Source organism: Pseudomonas sp. Con_6, from assembly GCF_059379395.1.
In genome coordinates this window covers 1,323,194-1,339,696 of record NZ_CM182011.1, presented here as the reverse complement: position 1 = coordinate 1,339,696, position 16,503 = coordinate 1,323,194, and the positions used below count along the sequence as shown (strand labels likewise).

Genomic DNA, 16,503 nt, shown 5'->3' with positions numbered 1-16,503 from the left:
CCTATCGCTGGCAAGCCAGCGATGAGGGCCTTCAGATCAACTCAATAGCCAACAGTGAACCGCTGCCGCGAATGCGCCGGCTTCTCCACTTCATCCAGCATCGCGATGGCATAGTCGGCGAAGGTGATCCAGCTCTTGCCGTCCGCACCGATCAGCAGATGATCCTTGCCCAGCTTGTACTTGCCGCTACGCTCCCCTTCGACGAACTCCGCCGACGGCGAGAGGAAGGTCCAGTCCAGGTCCTTTTCCTGACGCAGGGTCTCCAGGTACACCGCTCCAGCGCTGGCCTCGGCCTTGTACGCCTCGGGGAAGTCCGGGCTGTCGATCACCCGCGAGTCGTCCGGCAGCAGCAAGCTGCCCGCCCCTCCCACCACCAGCACGCGCTTGACCCCGGCCTTCTTCGCCGGACCCAGCAGCGTTTCCGCCGGGATGCCGGAGAAACGCGCGGCGCTCAGCACCACGTCATGCCCGCTCAGCGCCTGTTGCAGCGCCGCACCATCCTTGATGTCCAGCGCAACCGGGGTCACCCCGGCACGCCCTTCCAGCGCCGCCGGATTGCGCGCGATGGCGGTCACGCTGTGGCCACGACGCACGGCCTCTTCCAGCAACTGGCTGCCAGCACGGCCGGTGGCACCGATGATTGCGATCTTGCTCATGAAAAACCTCCAATCGGATAGGAACGACTTACCACTGCATTTCGCCCTTGGCGACCTTGGCGCTCAGCTCCAGAGAGCTTTCCTCGCCCAGGCCCGGGTAACGTTTCTTCATCGCTGCGACAAGGGCGTCGGCGTTGGCGGCACGAGCGGTTTCCTCATCGAAGGCGCGGATGTAGTTGCCAGTGAAGCGCACGGCCTCCAGCGAACGGCTGCTCTGGCCCAGATAATGCCCCGGGATCACCACCGTCGGCTCCAGGCGCTCGATGCTCGCCAGGCCGGTGAGCCAGTCGGCATGGGATTGCGCGGTCTGGGTGTCGGCCATCCACACGTGCTGGTGTTCCGCGACCAGGATGCCGCCCACCACCGCCTTGATCGACGGGATCCACACGAAGCTGCGGTCAGGCTGCGGACCTTCGAGACCGACGACCTGCAGCACCTGGCCTTCCAGCATCAGCCGATCGCCGTCCAGCACTTCAGGCAGGACCAGGCGTTGCGGCTTGTCGGCACCCATCTGCGGGCCCCAGTAGGCTAGCTTGGCATCCATGGTCTGCTTGATGTGTTCGACGGTCGGCTTCGAAGCCACCACCTTCACGCCAGGGAAGGCGCGCAGCACGGTGTCGAGGGCGAAGTAGTAGTCCGGGTCGCCATGGCTGATATAGATGGTGGTCAGTTTCTTGCCGCTGGCCTTGAGCTTGGCCACCACCTGCTCGGCCTGGGCCTTGCCGAACTGGGCATCGACGAGGATGGCATCGTGGGCCCCGCTGACGATCACTGAAGTGACCGGGAACAACGCATCGATACCAGGGTTGTAGACGGTCAACTGCAACGGCGCCTCGGCAGCCGTGGCGCGAGCGACCCAGAGCAAGGCGACGAAGGCCAGCAGCAAACGGCGCAGAGAGAAGAGACGAAGCATCGGGGAATCCTGTGCGAGTTGATGTCCCACAGCTTAGTTGCACGATTCACGGCAAAAAATGCGATGCTTCGACATAGTTTGTTTCTGAAACCGGACATATCCATGGATCGACTTACCGCCATGCGGGTCTTCGTCACCGTCGTCGACCTGGGCAGCCAGTCGGCCGCCGCCGACCACCTGGACCTGTCGCGTCCGGTGATTTCCCGCTACCTGGCGGACCTTGAGAACTGGGTCGGCGCGCGCCTGATGCAGCGCACCACGCGCAAGCTGAGCCTGACCGCCGCCGGCAAGGAAACCCTGCCGCGCTGCCGGCAACTGCTGGAGCTGGCCGGCGACCTGCAAGCCGCGGTCACAGCCCCGGACCAGGCCCCGCGGGGCGAGTTGCGCATCAGCGTGAGCACCTCGTTTGGCCAGGCGCAGCTGGTGGACGCCATCGCCGAGTACGTGCGGCGCTATCCGCAGGTGAAGGTCGACCTGCAGATGCTCGACCGCACCGTCAACCTGGTGGACGAGCGCATCGACCTGGCAATCCGCACCAGCAACGACATCGACCCGAACCTGATCGCCCGACGCCTGAGCACCTGTCACTCGGTGATCTGCGCATCGCCCGCCTACCTGCGCGAGCATCCGGCGCCGCAGGTGGTGCAGGACCTCGCCGAGCACAACTGCCTGACCCATTCCTACTTCGGCCACAGCCTCTGGCACTTCGAGGTGGACGGCGAAAGCGTGTCGGTACCGATCCACGGCAATATCAGCGCCAACGAAGCGCTGACCCTGCAGCAGGCGACCCTGGCCGGGGTCGGCATCGCCATGCTGCCGACCTACCTGGCCCATGGGCCGATTCGCGCGGGCGAGTTGGTGCGCTTGCTGCCACAGGCGAGACCACGGACGCTGAACCTCAATGCGGTATACACCTCGCGCAAGCACATGCCGGCAACCTTGCGCAGCATGCTGGACTTTCTCGCCGAGCGTTTCAGCGACCCGCCGGAGTGGGATCGCGACCTGACCTGAGCGGGTCCGCAGGTACTGGACTAGTCTGGTAACAGTACGTGAGGGTTGCGGGAGGTCGGCATCATGAGCGTCAAATCCAGAAAGTGCGCAATCGTCTTCGCCATTGCCGCTGTCATGGGGCTTTATGCCACCGCCGCCTGGCGGGTGGAACAGACGCGTAACCAGCCGTGGTCGGCGGCCAGTTGTTCGCTGGCGCATTGCGTGCCGCATACGGCGACCTTGAGTGCCTTGAGGTAGAGGACGCCTTTGAAGAGGGCGTCAAAGGCACCGAAAATCTTCACCTGATCCTTAGCAAGCTATCAGTTAAACTCGGCAAAAAAACACTCCGAGTCTTGCCGTGACCCTACCCAACACCCCGCCACAACCCGCCATCCGCACGGTGCTTGTCGCACTGATGCTGGCGATCTTCCTCGGTGCCCTCGACCAGACCATCATCGCCGTGTCGATGCCGGCGATCTCTGCGCAATTCAACGATGTCGGCCTGCTGGCCTGGGTGATTTCCGGCTACATGGTGGCGATGACCGTGGCCACGCCGATCTACGGCAAGCTCGGCGACCTCTACGGCCGCCGCCGCATGATCCTCAGCGGCACGGCAATCTTCACCCTGGCCTCGGTGTTCTGCGCCCTGGCCCAGAACATGGAGCAACTGGTGCTGGCGCGGGTGATACAGGGTATCGGTGCCGGCGGCATGGTCTCGGTCAGCCAGGCGATCCTCGGCGACCTGGTGCCACCGCGGGAACGCGGGCGCTACCAGGGCTATTTCAGCAGCATGTACGCCGCCGCCAGCGTGGTCGGGCCGGTGCTGGGGGGGCTGATGACCGAATACCTGTCATGGCGCTGGGTGTTCTGGCTCAACCTGCCCCTGGGCCTGACCGCCTGGTGGGTCACCCGCAACAGCCTGCGCGGCCTGGCCACGCCGCAGCGCGCGGCAAAGGTCGACTACCCCGGCGCCCTGCTGCTGATCCTCGGCCTTACTGCCCTGCTCCTGGCCATCACCCTGATCGGCCAGGGCCATGCCTGGCATAGCGAGGCAGTGCTAGCGCTGCTGGTGGCCGCCGCAGTCGGCCTGACCTTGTTCGTCCTCTACGAGCGCCGTGCACCGGAACCACTGCTGCCGCTCCAGCTGTTCGGCAACCGTGTCGCCGTGCTGTGTTGGTGCGCGATCTTCTTCACCAGCTTCCAGGCAATTTCCCTGAGCATGCTCATGCCCCTGCGCTACCAGAGCATCACCGGCTCCGGGGCCGACAGCGCCGCCCTGCACCTGCTACCCCTGGCCATGGGCCTGCCGATCGGCGCCTATTGCGCCGGACGCCTGACCAACCTCACCGGACGCTACAAACCGCAGATCCTCTTCGGCAGCACCTTGATGCCCCTGGCCATCGTCGGCATGGCCCTGAGCCCGCCCGACTCGACCCTGCTTAGCGGCCTGTTCATGCTGCTCACCGGCATCGCTGGCGGCGCACAGTTCCCCACTTCGCTGGTGGCAGCACAGAGCGCGGTGCAGCCCAAGGACATCGGTGTGGCCACCAGCACCACCAACCTGTTCCGCTCCCTGGGCGGTGCGGTGGGCGTGGCGCTGATGTCGGCGTTGTTGCTGGCGATGCTCCAGGACGGCGGCTACGCCCTCGCCGGCGAGGCCCTGCTCGGCAGCCTGCGCGCCGGCGAGGCGAGTCTGCAGGTTCAGGCCGAGCTGTCGGTGACCTTCCGCAACCTGTTGTTGAGCAGCGCGGCGATCTCGTTGCTGGGCCTCGCCGCCGCCTTGGCGCTGCCCAACCGCGAGCTGCGCGGGCATTGATCAGCGGCGGCGCTGCACCCAAGCCACGGCCAGGCCGCTGAGGCAGATAATGGCGATGCCGACCACGCCGTAGGCATCCGGGCTGTGGTCGAAAACCAGGTAGCCGAACATCCCGGCGAAGAGGATCTGCCCATAGCTGAACGGGGCCAGCATCGCCGGGGCGGCGTGCTTGAAGGCCGAGGTCAGGAGCATGTGGCCAAGCATGCCGCAGGTGCCCAGGCCAATCATGAACAAGGCGTGGGTGAAGGTCGGCACGCTCCAGAAGAACGGCACCAGCGCGGTCATGATCAGGCTGTTGAAGATGCCGGTGAGGAAGTTGCTGGTGGTCGGGCTGTCGGTGGCGCTGAGCTTGCGCGTCAGCAACTGGTAGCAGCCGAAACAGAACGCCGAGCCCAGCGGCAACAGGATCGCTGGAGTGAAGAGCGCCCCGCCCGGGCGGATCACGATCAATACGCCAATGAACCCTGCCGACACCGCCATCCATTGCCCGCGGGTAACCCGCTCGCCCAGCAGCGGCACCGACAAGGCAGTCACCATCAATGGTGCAAGGAAGTTCACCGCCGTGGCTTCGGCCAGCGGGATATAGCGCAGGCCGGTGGTGAACAGCAGGCTGGTGCCGATCAGGCATAGCGCCCGGGCCAGTTGCAGCAGCGGCCTTCGTGTGCGCACGACCGCCGAAAGCCCGGTGCGCGGCACGAACACCACCAGCATCAGCAGGGTGTGCACCACGTAGCGCGCCCACACCACCATGACGATGGCATAGAACCCGGAAAGGTATTTGGACAGTGCGTCGTGGCTGGCGAACAGCAGCACCGCCAGACAGATCAGGGCAATCCCCCACAAGGGTTGATCGGCGCCTTTCAGGGTCGGTGTCTGCGCGGGCATGGAGGACTCGATGAAGAAAATTTAATTAGCCAGCTAAGTATTTAAAAAGACTTAGCCTACATAATGAAGACGCCGGTCTGATTCTTGCTCAGGCCGGCGTCTGACACAACGTCGGGAATCTGCTAATACAAAGATTCACAAATGCTCACAAAAGCTCAATTGCGCAAGGGGGGGCTCAAGCGCAGCATATCCAACCCGGTATCGACCCAGCGCTCGGCATCGCCGAACAGGTCGAAGCTTTCCGGCAGCAGCAGCCAGCGGCGAATCAGCCCATCGATGTAGGCGAACAGCGCCAGCGCCGCATGGTCCGGATTCAGCTCTGCCGGCAACTGCCCTCGCTTGATGGCGTTACTCAGCGAGCGGGTGATGCGCTCGTGGCAATCGATCACCGCGTTCTGGCGCTGGACGCGGATCTCGCACATCTCATCGGTGAATTCACATTTGTGATGCAGGATTTCATTGATACGCCGCGTCTTCGGGTCACTGGCCATCTGATGCATCAGATGCACCAGCAACTGACGCATGCAGCCCAGCGGGTCGGGTTCGTCCTCACTCTCACTGGCCTGGGCCAAGGCGTCCAGCGGCTCCTGCAGGCTGTCGAGCAGGGCCTGGACCAACTCGGCCTTATTGTCGAAATGCCAGTAGATGGCGCCACGGGTCACACCGGCCAGTTCGGCGATGTCCGCCAGGGTGGTTCGCGCTATCCCACGCTTGTAGAAGGCTTTTTCCGCAGCTTCGAGAATCTGGTTACGGGTTTCCTGTGCTTCCTCTTTGGTTCGACGGACCATGGCAGTACAACCTCATCAAGGGGCCGGGCGCCTGCATCGAGCGGCCGGTATCTGAGCCGGTGCGGCGGGGTCTGGCCGCATTCCGGGAGTTCTGGTTTCGCGCCTTGCTGCATCGGGAGGACAAGGTAGCGGGTGTTTACAAACAAGCATGAATGTAAGTATATTCCTTAGCATCCTACTTATCTAGCGCATATTTCCTACAACCCGTTTTCCATTACTCTTGAGCGTCTTCAGCTCTTTCGACCCGAGGATCTTCATGCAATTCAAGCCAGCTGTTACCGCTCTGGTATCCGCCGTCGCCCTGGCAACACTGCTCAGCGGCTGTAAAAAGGAAGAAGCGGCGCCCGTGGCGCAGGCTCCTCAGGTCGGCGTCGTTACCCTCCAGGCCCAACCCTATACCCTCGTCTCCGATCTACCGGGTCGCACCATCGCGTACCGGGTGGCGGAAGTACGCCCGCAGGTCAACGGCATCATTCTCAAGCGCCTGTTCAAGGAAGGCAGCGAAGTGAAAGAAGGCCAGCAGCTGTACCAGATCGACCCGTCGGTGTACGAGGCGACCCTGGCCAGCGCCCAGGCCAACCTGCAGTCGACCAAGTCGCTGTCCGATCGTTACAAGCAACTGGTGAACGAACAAGCCGTCAGCCGCCAGGAATACGACGACGCGCAGGCCAAACGTTTGCAGGCCGAAGCCTCGCTGAAGAGCGCGCAGATCGACCTGCGCTACACCAAGGTCCTCGCCCCGCTGAGCGGGCGCATCGGTCGCTCCAACGTCACCGAAGGCGCACTGGTCAGCAACGGCCAGGCCACCGCGATGGCTACCATCCAGCAACTGGACCCGATCTACGTCGACGTCACGCAGTCTTCCGCCGAACTGCTGAAACTGCGTCGCGAGCTGGAAAGCGGCACGCTGAAGAAGGTCGGCGACAACGCCGCCGAAGTCAGCCTGAAGCTGGAAGACGGCAGCACCTACGCGCAGAAAGGTCGCCTGGAGTTCTCCGAAGTGTCGGTCGACGAGACCACCGGCTCGGTCACCCTGCGCGCCGTGTTCCCCAACCCTGAGCACAACCTGCTGCCTGGCATGTTCGTTCACGCCCGCCTGAACAACGGCGTCAACGAGACCGCGATCCTCGCCCCGCAACAAGGCGTGACCCGCGACCTCAAGGGCCAGGCGACCGCCATGGTGGTCAACAAGGACAACAAGGTCGAACTGCGGCAACTCAAGGCCAGCCGCACCGTTGGCAGCGATTGGCTGATCGAGGAAGGCCTGAATGCCGGTGACCGCCTGATCACTGAAGGCCTGCAGTACGTCAAGCCAGGCGTCGAGGTGAAGGTCAGTGAAGCGACCAACGTCAAGCCTGCCCAGCCAACCCAGGCCAGTGCCGCGAGCGCAGGGGCCAAAGGGGAGTAAACCATGTCGAGATTCTTTATCGATCGCCCGATCTTCGCCTGGGTGATCGCCCTGGTGATCATGCTGGTCGGGGCGCTGTCGATCCTCAAGTTACCGATCAACCAGTACCCGAGCATCGCCCCGCCGGCGATCGCCATCGCCGTGACCTACCCGGGCGCCTCGGCGCAGACCGTGCAGGACACCGTGGTCCAGGTGATCGAGCAACAGCTCAACGGTATCGACAACCTGCGTTATGTGTCGTCGGAAAGTAACTCCGACGGCAGCATGACCATCACCGCCACCTTCGAGCAGGGGACCAACCCCGACACCGCGCAGGTCCAGGTGCAGAACAAGCTGAACCTGGCCACCCCGCTGCTGCCGCAAGAAGTGCAGCAACAGGGTATCCGCGTGACCAAGGCGGTGAAGAACTTCCTGCTGGTGATCGGCCTTGTGTCGGAAGACGGCAGCATGACCAAGGACGACCTGGCCAACTACATCGTCTCCAACATGCAGGACCCGATCTCGCGGACCGCCGGCGTGGGTGACTTCCAGGTGTTCGGTGCCCAGTACGCCATGCGTATCTGGCTCGACCCGGCCAAGCTGAACAAGTACCAGCTGACCCCGGTCGACGTGAAGACCGCGGTCGCCGCGCAGAACGTCCAGGTGTCCTCCGGCCAGCTCGGCGGCCTGCCCGCCCTGCCCGGCCAGCAACTGAACGCCACGATCATCGGCAAGACGCGCCTGCAGACTGCCGAGCAGTTCGAGAAGATCCTGCTCAAGGTCAACCGCGACGGCTCTCAGGTACGCCTGGGCGATGTCGCCAAGGTCGGCCTGGGTGGTGAAAACTATGCGGTCAGTGCTCAGTTCAACGGCAAGCCGGCCTCCGGCCTGGCGGTGAAGCTGGCCACCGGCGCCAACGCCCTGGATACCGCCAAGGCGTTGCGCAAGACCATTTCCGACCTGGAACCGTTCTTCCCGCCTGGCATGAAGGCGGTCTTCCCCTACGACACCACCCCGGTGGTCACCGAATCCATCAGCGGCGTGATCCACACCCTGATCGAGGCGATCGTCCTGGTGTTCCTGGTGATGTACCTGTTCCTGCAGAACTTCCGCGCCACGGTGATCACCACCATGACGGTGCCGGTGGTACTGCTGGGGACCTTCGGCATCCTCGCGGCGGCCGGCTTCAGCATCAACACCCTGACCATGTTCGGCATGGTCCTGGCCATCGGTCTATTGGTGGACGACGCCATCGTCGTGGTGGAAAACGTCGAGCGGGTGATGTCCGAAGAGGGGCTGTCACCGAAGGAAGCGACCAAGAAATCCATGGGCCAGATCCAGGGTGCCCTGGTCGGTATCGCCCTGGTTCTGTCGGCAGTACTGCTGCCGATGGCGTTCTTCGGCGGCTCCACCGGCGTGATCTACAAGCAGTTCTCCATCACCATCGTCTCGGCCATGGCCCTGTCGGTCCTGGTTGCGCTGATCTTCACCCCGGCTTTGTGCGCCACCATGCTCAAGCCGCTGAAGAAAGGCGAGCACCACACGGCCAAGGGCGGCTTCTTCGGCTGGTTCAACCGCAACTTCGACCGCAGCGTACGCAGCTACGAGCGCGGCGTGGGCAACATCGTGCGGCACAAGGCGCCGTACCTGCTGGCCTACCTGCTGATCGTGGTGGGCATGGTCTGGCTGTTCACCCGCATCCCGACCGCGTTCCTCCCGGAAGAAGACCAGGGCGTACTGTTCGCCCAGGTGCAGACGCCGGCCGGCTCCAGCGCCGAACGCACCCAGGCGGTGGTCGACCAGATGCGCGAGTACCTGCTGGACAAGGAAGCCGATACCGTGGCGTCGGTGTTCACCGTCAACGGCTTCAACTTCGCCGGTCGCGGGCAGAGCTCGGGTATGGCGTTCATCATGCTCAAACCGTGGGGTGAGCGCTCCGCCGAGAACAGCGTGTTCAACCTGGCGGCCCGTGCCCAGCAGCACTTCTTCAGCTTCCGCGATGCGATGGTGTTCGCCTTCGCTCCGCCTGCGGTACTGGAGCTGGGTAACGCCACCGGTTTCGACGTGTTCCTGCAGGACCGCGCCGGCGTCGGTCACGCCAAGCTGATGGAAGCCCGCAACCAGTTCCTCGGCATGGCCGCCCAGAGCAAGATCCTCTCTGCCGTACGTCCGAACGGCCTGAACGACGAGCCGCAGTACCAGTTGACCGTCGACGACGAGCGCGCCAGCGCCTTGGGCGTGACCATCGCCGACATCAACAACACCCTGTCGATCGCCCTCGGTGCCAGCTACGTCAACGACTTCATCGACCGCGGCCGGGTCAAGAAGGTCTACATCCAGGGCGAAGCTTCGTCGCGGATGAGCCCGGAAGACCTGCAGAAGTGGTACGTGCGCAACGCCAGCGGCGAGATGGTGCCGTTCTCCGCCTTCGCCAAAGGCGAGTGGATCTACGGCTCGCCCAAGCTGTCGCGCTACAACGGTGTCGAGGCGGTGGAAATCCTCGGTGCGCCAGCCCCCGGCTACAGTACCGGTGAGGCCATGGCCGAAGTCGAGCGCATCGCCGGTCAACTGCCGGCGGGTGTCGGTTATTCCTGGACCGGTCTGTCCTACGAGGAGCGCCTGTCGGGCTCCCAGGCTCCGGCGCTGTACGCCCTGTCGCTGCTGATGGTGTTCCTCTGTCTGGCGGCGCTGTACGAAAGCTGGTCGATCCCGATCGCGGTCATGCTCGTGGTGCCGCTGGGGATCATCGGTGCACTGCTGGCCACCAGCTTGCGCGGGCTGTCCAACGACGTGTACTTCCAGGTGGGCCTGTTGACCACCATCGGGCTGGCGGCGAAGAACGCGATCCTGATCGTCGAATTCGCCAAGGAACTGCACGAGCAGGGCCGCAGCCTGATCGACGCGGCGATCGAGGCGTGCCGCATGCGTCTGCGCCCGATCATCATGACCTCGCTGGCGTTCATCCTCGGCGTGGTACCGTTGGCCATCGCCAGCGGCGCAGGTTCGGGCAGCCAGCACGCCATCGGTACCGGGGTGATCGGCGGCATGCTCACCGCGACCGTCCTGGCTATCTTCTGGGTACCGCTGTTCTTCGTAAGCGTGTCGTCGTGGTTCGGCAGCAACCAGCCGGAAAAGGACGTCACACCTGAATCTTCACGCTATGAGGCTGGGCAATGACCAAGTCCCTGTTATCCCTGGCGGTCACCGCGTTCATCCTGACCGGATGCTCGCTGATCCCCGACTACAAGACCCCTGAGTCGCCAGTGGCGGCCCAGTGGCCGACCGGCCCGGCATACTCGCCGGCCGAGTCGGCGCAGGTTGCTGCGGCCGAGCAAGGCTGGCGCCAGTTCTTCCATGACCCGGCGCTGCAGCAACTGATCCAGAGCTCGCTGGAAAACAACCGCGACCTGCGTGTCGCCGCGCTGAACATCGATGCCTACCGCGCGCAGTACCGCATCCAGCGCGCCGACCTGTTCCCGGCCGTATCGGCCAGCGCCAGCGGTTCGCGCCAGCGGGTACCGGCGGACATGTCGACCACCGGATCGTCGACGATCACCAGCCAGTACTCGGCCACCGTAGGCGTCAGCGCCTACGAGCTGGACCTGTTCGGCCGGGTGCGCAGCCTCAGCGAGCAGGCCCTGGAAACCTACCTGTCCAGTGAACAGGCGCGCCGTTCGACGCAGATTGCCCTGGTGGCCAGCGTCGCCAACGCCTACTTCACCTGGCAGGCCGACCAGGCGCTGCTCAAGCTGACCGGCGAGACCCTCAAGACCTATGAGGAAAGCTTCAAGCTGACCCAGCGCAGCAGCGATGTCGGCGTGGCCTCGGCCCTCGACCTGAGCCAGGCCCGTACTGCTGTCGAAGGCGCTCGGGTCAAGCTCGCGCAGTACCAGCGCCTGGTGGCCCAGGACCTCAACAGCCTGACCCTGCTGGTCGGTGCCGGCCTGCCGGTGAGCCTGCCGGCGGCCATGCCGCTGGACAGCGACCTGCTGGCGGAAATGCCGGCCGGCCTGCCGTCCGAGCTGCTGACCCGGCGCCCCGACATCATGGAAGCCGAGCACCTCCTCAAAGCGGCCAACGCCAATATCGGCGCGGCCCGTGCGGCGTTCTTCCCGCGCATCAGCCTGACGGCCAATGCCGGGACCCTGAGCCCGGACATGGGCGGCCTGTTCAAGGGTGGTTCCGGGACCTGGCTGTTCCAGCCGTCGATCAGCCTGCCGATCTTCAATGCCGGCGCACTGAAGGCGAGCCTGGACTACTCGAAGATCCAGAAGGACATCAACGTCGCCAAGTACGAGAAAACCATTCAGACCGCCTTCCAGGAGGTTTCCGATGGCCTTGCCGCACGCCAGACCTACAGCGAGCAACTGCAGGCACAGCGTGATCTGGTCGCCGCCAACCAGGACTACTACCGCCTGGCCGAGCGGCGCTACCGCATCGGCGTCGACAGCAACCTGGTGTTCCTCGATGCCCAGCGCAACCTGTTCAGCGCGCAGCAGTCGCTGATCACCGATCGCCTGTCGCAGCTGGTCAGCGAGGTGAACCTGTACAAGGCACTGGGTGGCGGCTGGTACGAGCGCACCGGGGATGCCGGGCAGCAACAGGCTGCGATGGATACGCCGAAAGGCTGATCCGTCTGGCTGGCATGCAAAGCCCACCTTCGCGGTGGGCTTTTTATTTGGCGACTGGACCCTGTGGGAGTGGGTTCTCAGCGCCTGAAAGATTTTCGAGCAACCTGCGAGAGATACGAAGCAAACTAACCGTTCAGTTAACGTTCGATTATCGCCCACTACCGACTGTGACGAATTGATTCTGCCCCGCTCGTCGCCGCACCATCCTCTTGCCACTTTTTCCAAGGCCCCCCCAGGACGCACTCCCGCCTGTGACTCGTTTCAGTCGCAGCGGACGGGTTCGCCTTACATAAAAACAAGAGACACACCGACGATGAACACTCCGCACTCCGCACGACAACTGCTTCCCGGCTTCCTCGCACTGACCTGTGCCCTGCCCGCCCTCGCCGCCGAAGGTGGCTTCGTCGAGGACGCCAAGGCCACGCTGAACCTGCGCAACTTCTACATCAACCGCAACTTCGTCGATCCGGCCAACGCCCAGGGCAAAGCCGAGGAATGGACCCAGAGCTTCATTCTCGACGCGAAGTCGGGCTTCACCCAAGGCACGGTCGGCTTCGGTGTCGATGTGCTCGGCCTGTATTCGATCAAGCTCGATGGCGGCAAGGGCACCGCCGGTACCCACCTGCTGCCGGTGCATGACGACGGCCGTCCGGCCGACGATTTCGGCCGCCTTGGCGTGGCCCTGAAGGCCAAGGTGTCGAAGACCGAAGTGAAGGTCGGCGAGTGGATGCCGGTGCTGCCGATCCTGCGTTCCGACGACGGTCGCTCGCTGCCGCAGACCTTCCGCGGCGGCCAGATCACCTCCCAGGAAATTGACGGCCTGACCCTGTACGCCGGCCAGTTCCGCGGCAACAGCCCGCGCAACGACGCGAGCATGGAAGACATGTTCATGAACGGCAAAACGGCGTTCAAATCCGACCGTTTCAACTTCGCTGGCGGCGAATTCACCTTCAACGACAAGCGCACCATGGTCGGTCTGTGGAACGCACAACTGAAGGACATCTACCAACAGCAGTACATCAACCTGGTGCATAGCCAGCCCTTGGGCGACTGGACCCTGGGCGCCAACCTCGGCTACTTCCTGGGCAAGGAAGATGGCTCGGCCCGCGCCGGCGACCTCGACAACCGCACCGCCTCGGCCATGCTCTCGGCCAAGTACGGCGGCAACACCTTCTACCTCGGCCTGCAGAAAGTCAGCGGCGACGACCTGTGGATGCGGGTCAACGGCACCAGCGGCGGCACCCTGGCCAACGACAGCTACAACTCCAGCTTCGACAACGCCAAGGAACGCTCCTGGCAGGTCCGTCACGACTACAACTTCGCCGCCCTCGGCGTGCCTGGCCTGACCCTGATGAACCGCTACATCAAGGGCGACAACGTGCACACCGCGACGGTGGACGATGGCAAGGAATGGGCCAGGGAATCGGAACTGGCTTACGTGATCCAGTCCGGCACCTTCAAGAACCTGTCGCTGAAATGGCGCAACTCCAATATGCGCCGTGACTTCAGCACCAACTCGTTCGACGAGAACCGTGTGATCGTCAGCTATCCGTTCAGCCTGCTGTAAGCCTTTCGGGGTGGCGGTGCCCTCTCCATCGCTGCCCCTTTTACTTATTCGATCAAGCGCTAACAATCCAAGAATCGATTCTTTGACGAAATAAGCGCCTGCCGTTAAAACACCGGTTTTCCCCTTGGGACCGCAGAGCGGCACCCTAACCTAGACCGGTACCTCATGGACCTCCGCCAACTGCGCTATTTCATCGCGCTCAACGATCACCGCAGCTTCGTCCGCGCCGCCGAGGCCATGGGCATCACCCAACCTGCCTTCAGCCGCAGCATCCAGGGCCTGGAGCAGGAATTCGGCTGCGTGCTGGTGGACCGTGGCAACAAGGATCTGCGCCCCACTCCCGAGGGCCAGGTGGTGCTGCAACACGCCCTGCGCCTGGTCCAAGGCGCAGCGCAACTGAGCAGTGAAGTACTGCAGATGACCAAGCTCGACGCCGGCGAACTGCACTTCGGCAGCGGCCCGGTGCCGGCGGCGCACCTGGTGCCCCAGGCGCTGGCCCACTTCGTCAAGACCCACCCGGGCGTGCGCACGCGCTTCCAGGTGAATGACTGGGAAAGCCTCAGCCGCGCACTGAACCGCGAGGAAATCGAATTCTTCGTTGCCGATATCCGTCATTTCGAAGCCGACCCGAACTTCCACACCCGCGCCCTCGTCCCGCGCCGCGGCCTTTTTTTCTGCCGCCCCGGCCACCCGCTATTGGCCAAGGACAGCCTGTCGACCAACGACCTGTTCAACTACCCCCTGGCCACCTCGCTGATTCCCCCGGGAGTGCGAAAGCTGCTGGCCAATCTCAGTGGCAAGACCGACTTCTCGCCGCACGTGCAGACCGAACACCTGCCAACCCTGGTGAAGGTGGTGCTGGACAGCGACGCCATCGGCATCGGCAGCGAGGAAGCCCATGCCGAACAACTGGCCCGCGGCGAGCTGGTGCAACTGCACTGGCGCAACCTGCCGCCCAACCTCGACAGCTTCAGCGCCCGCTGCGGAATCGTCAGTCGGGCCGGCTATCGCCTGTCGCCAGCGGCGCGGGCGATGATCGAGACCCTGGTCAGCCTCGACTTGCCAGCGCCTCAAGCCGCGCCACATCGAGAATCTCGATCTCGCCATAGCTCAGGCGCAACGCCCCTTCCTGCTGCAGCGCCTTGAGGATCTGGTTAGTGGTCTGCCTCGACAGCGACAGCATTAGCGCGAGCTGCTCCTGAGACAATTGCAGCACTCGCCGCGCCCCGTCCACCTCGCCGTAGCCGTCAGCCATCTGCAACAGGCGGAACGCCAGCCTTGGCGCGGCGCCCTTGAGGCTCTGCTGCTCCAGGGCGACGAAGGCCAGACGCAGCTTGTGGCTCATCAACAGGGCGAACTCGCGCCAATACGCCGGCTGTGCGTCGAGCAGGGCCAGCAGGACCGACTGGGGAACCCAGAGCAAGGTGGTAGCCCCCTCGGCGAAGGCATCATGGGTGCGTGGCTGGCCATCGAACAGGCAGATCTCGCCGAACCAGTGCGGCGGCTCCACCAGCGTCAGCAGCGCCTCCTTGCCTTCCGCGCTCACGGCACCGATACGGATCGCCCCCGAAAGCACCGCATACAACCCGCACGGCGCATCGCCACGCTGGAACAAGCAAGTGCCGGTGGCCAGCCCGCGCAGGCGTGCCGCGTCGAGGAGGCTGTCCTGCAAGGCTGGCGACAGCTGCCGAAACCAGTGACCGTGCAACAGCTGCTCACGCCAGGCGTACGACTCGTTCATCCATGGACCTCGAAACAGAGACTGTCGGGCAGGCGACAGACGTGGGGTGATCGGCGGGGCATGCTGGGTCATCCCAACCGGAGGAATAACAATGAAAAACCTCGTGGAACATTTGAGTCAATATGCCAGCTACCACCGTGATCCGCGCAACATCGCCACGCACTTCGTGGGGATCCCGATGATCGTGGTGGCCGTGACCGTGTTGTTGTCGCGGCCGGGCACGTCGGTTGGCGGGCTGTGGCTGTCACCGGCGTTCGTCGTGGCGCTGCTGTCGGCGTGGTTCTATTTCCGCCTTGATCTGCGCCTTGGCGTGATCATGTCGGCGCTGCTGGGTGCCTGCCTGTGGGCCGGAGCAGCGTTGGCGGTGCAGCCGACCATGGTCTGGCTGAGTGCCGGACTGGGGCTGTTCGTGGTGGGCTGGGTGATCCAGTTCGTCGGGCATTACTACGAGGGGCGCAAACCGGCGTTCGTCGACGATGTCAGCGGGTTGATCGTCGGGCCGTTGTTCGTGGTGGCGGAGATGGCGTTCATGCTCGGGCTGCGGCCGGAGCTGAAGGCGGCGGTGGAACGCAATGCAGGGCCGGTGATGGTTCGGCAGAAGAAAGCCGCCGTCTGAGACATTGGGGTCTGGCTTGAGGGCCTCATCGCGGGCAACGCCCGCTCCCACAAGGTTCTGCGGCGCCCGCGGTCCTTGTGGGAGCGGGCGTTGCCCGCGATGAGGCCCTCAAGATCAGGCGCGGGACTCTACGCCCAGCTCATCCCACACCGACTCCGCCAGGTGGAAGGTGGCATTGGCTGCCGGGATCCCGCAGTAGATCGCGCTCTGCATCAGCACTTCCTTGATCTCCTCCCGAGTCACGCCATTGTTGGCCGCAGCCCGCAGGTGCAGCTTCAGCTCTTCATTGCGGTTCATGCCGATCAGCATGGCGATGGTGATCAGGCTGCGGGTGTGCCGCGGCAACCCCGGACGGGTCCAGATATCGCCCCAGGCATGCCGGGTGATCATTTCCTGGAACTCGCCGTTGAACTCGGTCAGGTTGGTCAGGCTGCGGTCGACATGGGCATCGCCCAGCACCGCGCGACGCACCTGCATGCCAGCGTCGTAACGTTGTTTTTCATCCACGGAAAT

15 protein-coding genes are annotated in these 16,503 nt (G+C 63.9%); 9 read left to right on the top strand and 6 right to left on the bottom strand.

Features of this window, described 5'->3' with window-relative positions; all coding sequences use genetic code 11:
* Positions 1-41: 41 nt before the first annotated feature.
* Both AC5QPF_RS06155 and AC5QPF_RS06150 read right to left on the bottom strand, forming a co-directional pair.
* Positions 42-656 carry an NAD(P)H-binding protein gene (locus AC5QPF_RS06155; protein WP_494962465.1) on the bottom strand — a complete coding sequence of 205 codons (615 nt, stop codon included), beginning with the start codon at positions 654-656 and terminating at the stop codon, positions 42-44.
* Positions 657-684: 28 nt separating this feature from the next.
* Entirely contained in the window at positions 685-1,569 is an 885-nt protein-coding gene (locus tag AC5QPF_RS06150; RefSeq protein WP_494962464.1) for an MBL fold metallo-hydrolase, read from the bottom strand.
* A 102-nt stretch (positions 1,570-1,671) separates the two neighbouring features.
* Here AC5QPF_RS06150 and AC5QPF_RS06145 point away from each other — a divergent pair, with 102 nt between their 5' ends.
* The 3 genes from AC5QPF_RS06145 to AC5QPF_RS06135 all read left to right on the top strand — a co-directional run bounded on the left by AC5QPF_RS06145 (position 1,672) and on the right by AC5QPF_RS06135 (position 4,375).
* On the top strand, positions 1,672-2,580 hold the full coding sequence (locus tag AC5QPF_RS06145; protein WP_494962463.1) for a LysR substrate-binding domain-containing protein: 909 nt from the start codon (positions 1,672-1,674) through the stop codon (positions 2,578-2,580).
* Positions 2,581-2,643: 63 nt separating this feature from the next.
* A complete protein-coding gene (locus tag AC5QPF_RS06140) occupies positions 2,644-2,817 on the top strand; it encodes a hypothetical protein (protein ID WP_494962462.1) in 174 nt (57 codons plus the stop codon).
* A gap of 157 nt (positions 2,818-2,974) precedes the next feature.
* The gene (locus AC5QPF_RS06135; RefSeq protein WP_494964131.1) at positions 2,975-4,375 is read left to right on the top strand and encodes an MFS transporter; all 1,401 of its coding nucleotides are present in this window, start codon (positions 2,975-2,977) and stop codon (positions 4,373-4,375) included.
* On the opposite strand, the gene AC5QPF_RS06130 is transcribed toward AC5QPF_RS06135, so the two are convergent.
* Positions 4,376-5,260, bottom strand: coding sequence for an EamA family transporter (locus AC5QPF_RS06130; protein WP_494962461.1), 885 nt, complete (start codon positions 5,258-5,260; stop codon positions 4,376-4,378). It abuts the gene before it with no gap.
* A 155-nt stretch (positions 5,261-5,415) separates the two neighbouring features.
* Entirely contained in the window at positions 5,416-6,048 is a 633-nt protein-coding gene (locus tag AC5QPF_RS06125; RefSeq protein ID WP_494962460.1) for a TetR family transcriptional regulator, read from the bottom strand.
* 256 nt (positions 6,049-6,304) lie between these two features.
* On the opposite strand from AC5QPF_RS06125, the gene AC5QPF_RS06120 reads away from it, so the two are divergent.
* From AC5QPF_RS06120 to AC5QPF_RS06100, 5 genes are all read left to right on the top strand, one after another.
* Positions 6,305-7,456 carry an efflux RND transporter periplasmic adaptor subunit gene (locus tag AC5QPF_RS06120; protein WP_494962459.1) on the top strand — a complete coding sequence of 384 codons (1,152 nt, stop codon included), beginning with the start codon at positions 6,305-6,307 and terminating at the stop codon, positions 7,454-7,456.
* A 3-nt stretch (positions 7,457-7,459) separates the two neighbouring features.
* Positions 7,460-10,612 (top strand): multidrug efflux RND transporter permease subunit TtgB, encoded by a 3,153-nt coding sequence (gene ttgB / locus AC5QPF_RS06115; RefSeq protein ID WP_494962458.1) that lies wholly within the window; start codon positions 7,460-7,462, stop codon positions 10,610-10,612.
* Entirely contained in the window at positions 10,609-12,066 is a 1,458-nt protein-coding gene (adeC, locus tag AC5QPF_RS06110; protein WP_494962457.1) for an AdeC/AdeK/OprM family multidrug efflux complex outer membrane factor, read from the top strand. Before ttgB ends, adeC begins: the two co-directional genes overlap by 4 nt.
* A 313-nt stretch (positions 12,067-12,379) precedes the next feature.
* Positions 12,380-13,633, top strand: a complete 1,254-nt coding sequence (locus AC5QPF_RS06105) for an OprD family outer membrane porin (protein ID WP_494962456.1) — start codon at positions 12,380-12,382, stop codon at positions 13,631-13,633.
* 165 nt (positions 13,634-13,798) lie between these two features.
* Positions 13,799-14,779, top strand: a complete 981-nt coding sequence (locus tag AC5QPF_RS06100) for a LysR substrate-binding domain-containing protein (protein WP_494962455.1) — start codon at positions 13,799-13,801, stop codon at positions 14,777-14,779.
* Here AC5QPF_RS06100 and AC5QPF_RS06095 read toward each other — a convergent pair.
* Positions 14,682-15,374, bottom strand: a complete 693-nt coding sequence (locus tag AC5QPF_RS06095) for a cyclic nucleotide-binding domain-containing protein (protein WP_494962454.1) — start codon at positions 15,372-15,374, stop codon at positions 14,682-14,684. The genes AC5QPF_RS06100 and AC5QPF_RS06095 overlap by 98 nt on opposite strands.
* Positions 15,375-15,465: 91 nt before the next feature.
* Here AC5QPF_RS06095 and AC5QPF_RS06090 point away from each other — a divergent pair, with 91 nt between their 5' ends.
* Positions 15,466-15,990, top strand: a complete 525-nt coding sequence (locus tag AC5QPF_RS06090) for an Mpo1-like protein (protein ID WP_494962453.1) — start codon at positions 15,466-15,468, stop codon at positions 15,988-15,990.
* A 114-nt stretch (positions 15,991-16,104) separates the two neighbouring features.
* Here the strand turns inward: AC5QPF_RS06090 and pcaC are convergent, their stop codons facing one another.
* Positions 16,105-16,497, bottom strand: a complete 393-nt coding sequence (pcaC, locus tag AC5QPF_RS06085) for a 4-carboxymuconolactone decarboxylase (RefSeq protein WP_494962452.1) — start codon at positions 16,495-16,497, stop codon at positions 16,105-16,107.
* Positions 16,498-16,503 lie beyond the last annotated feature (6 nt).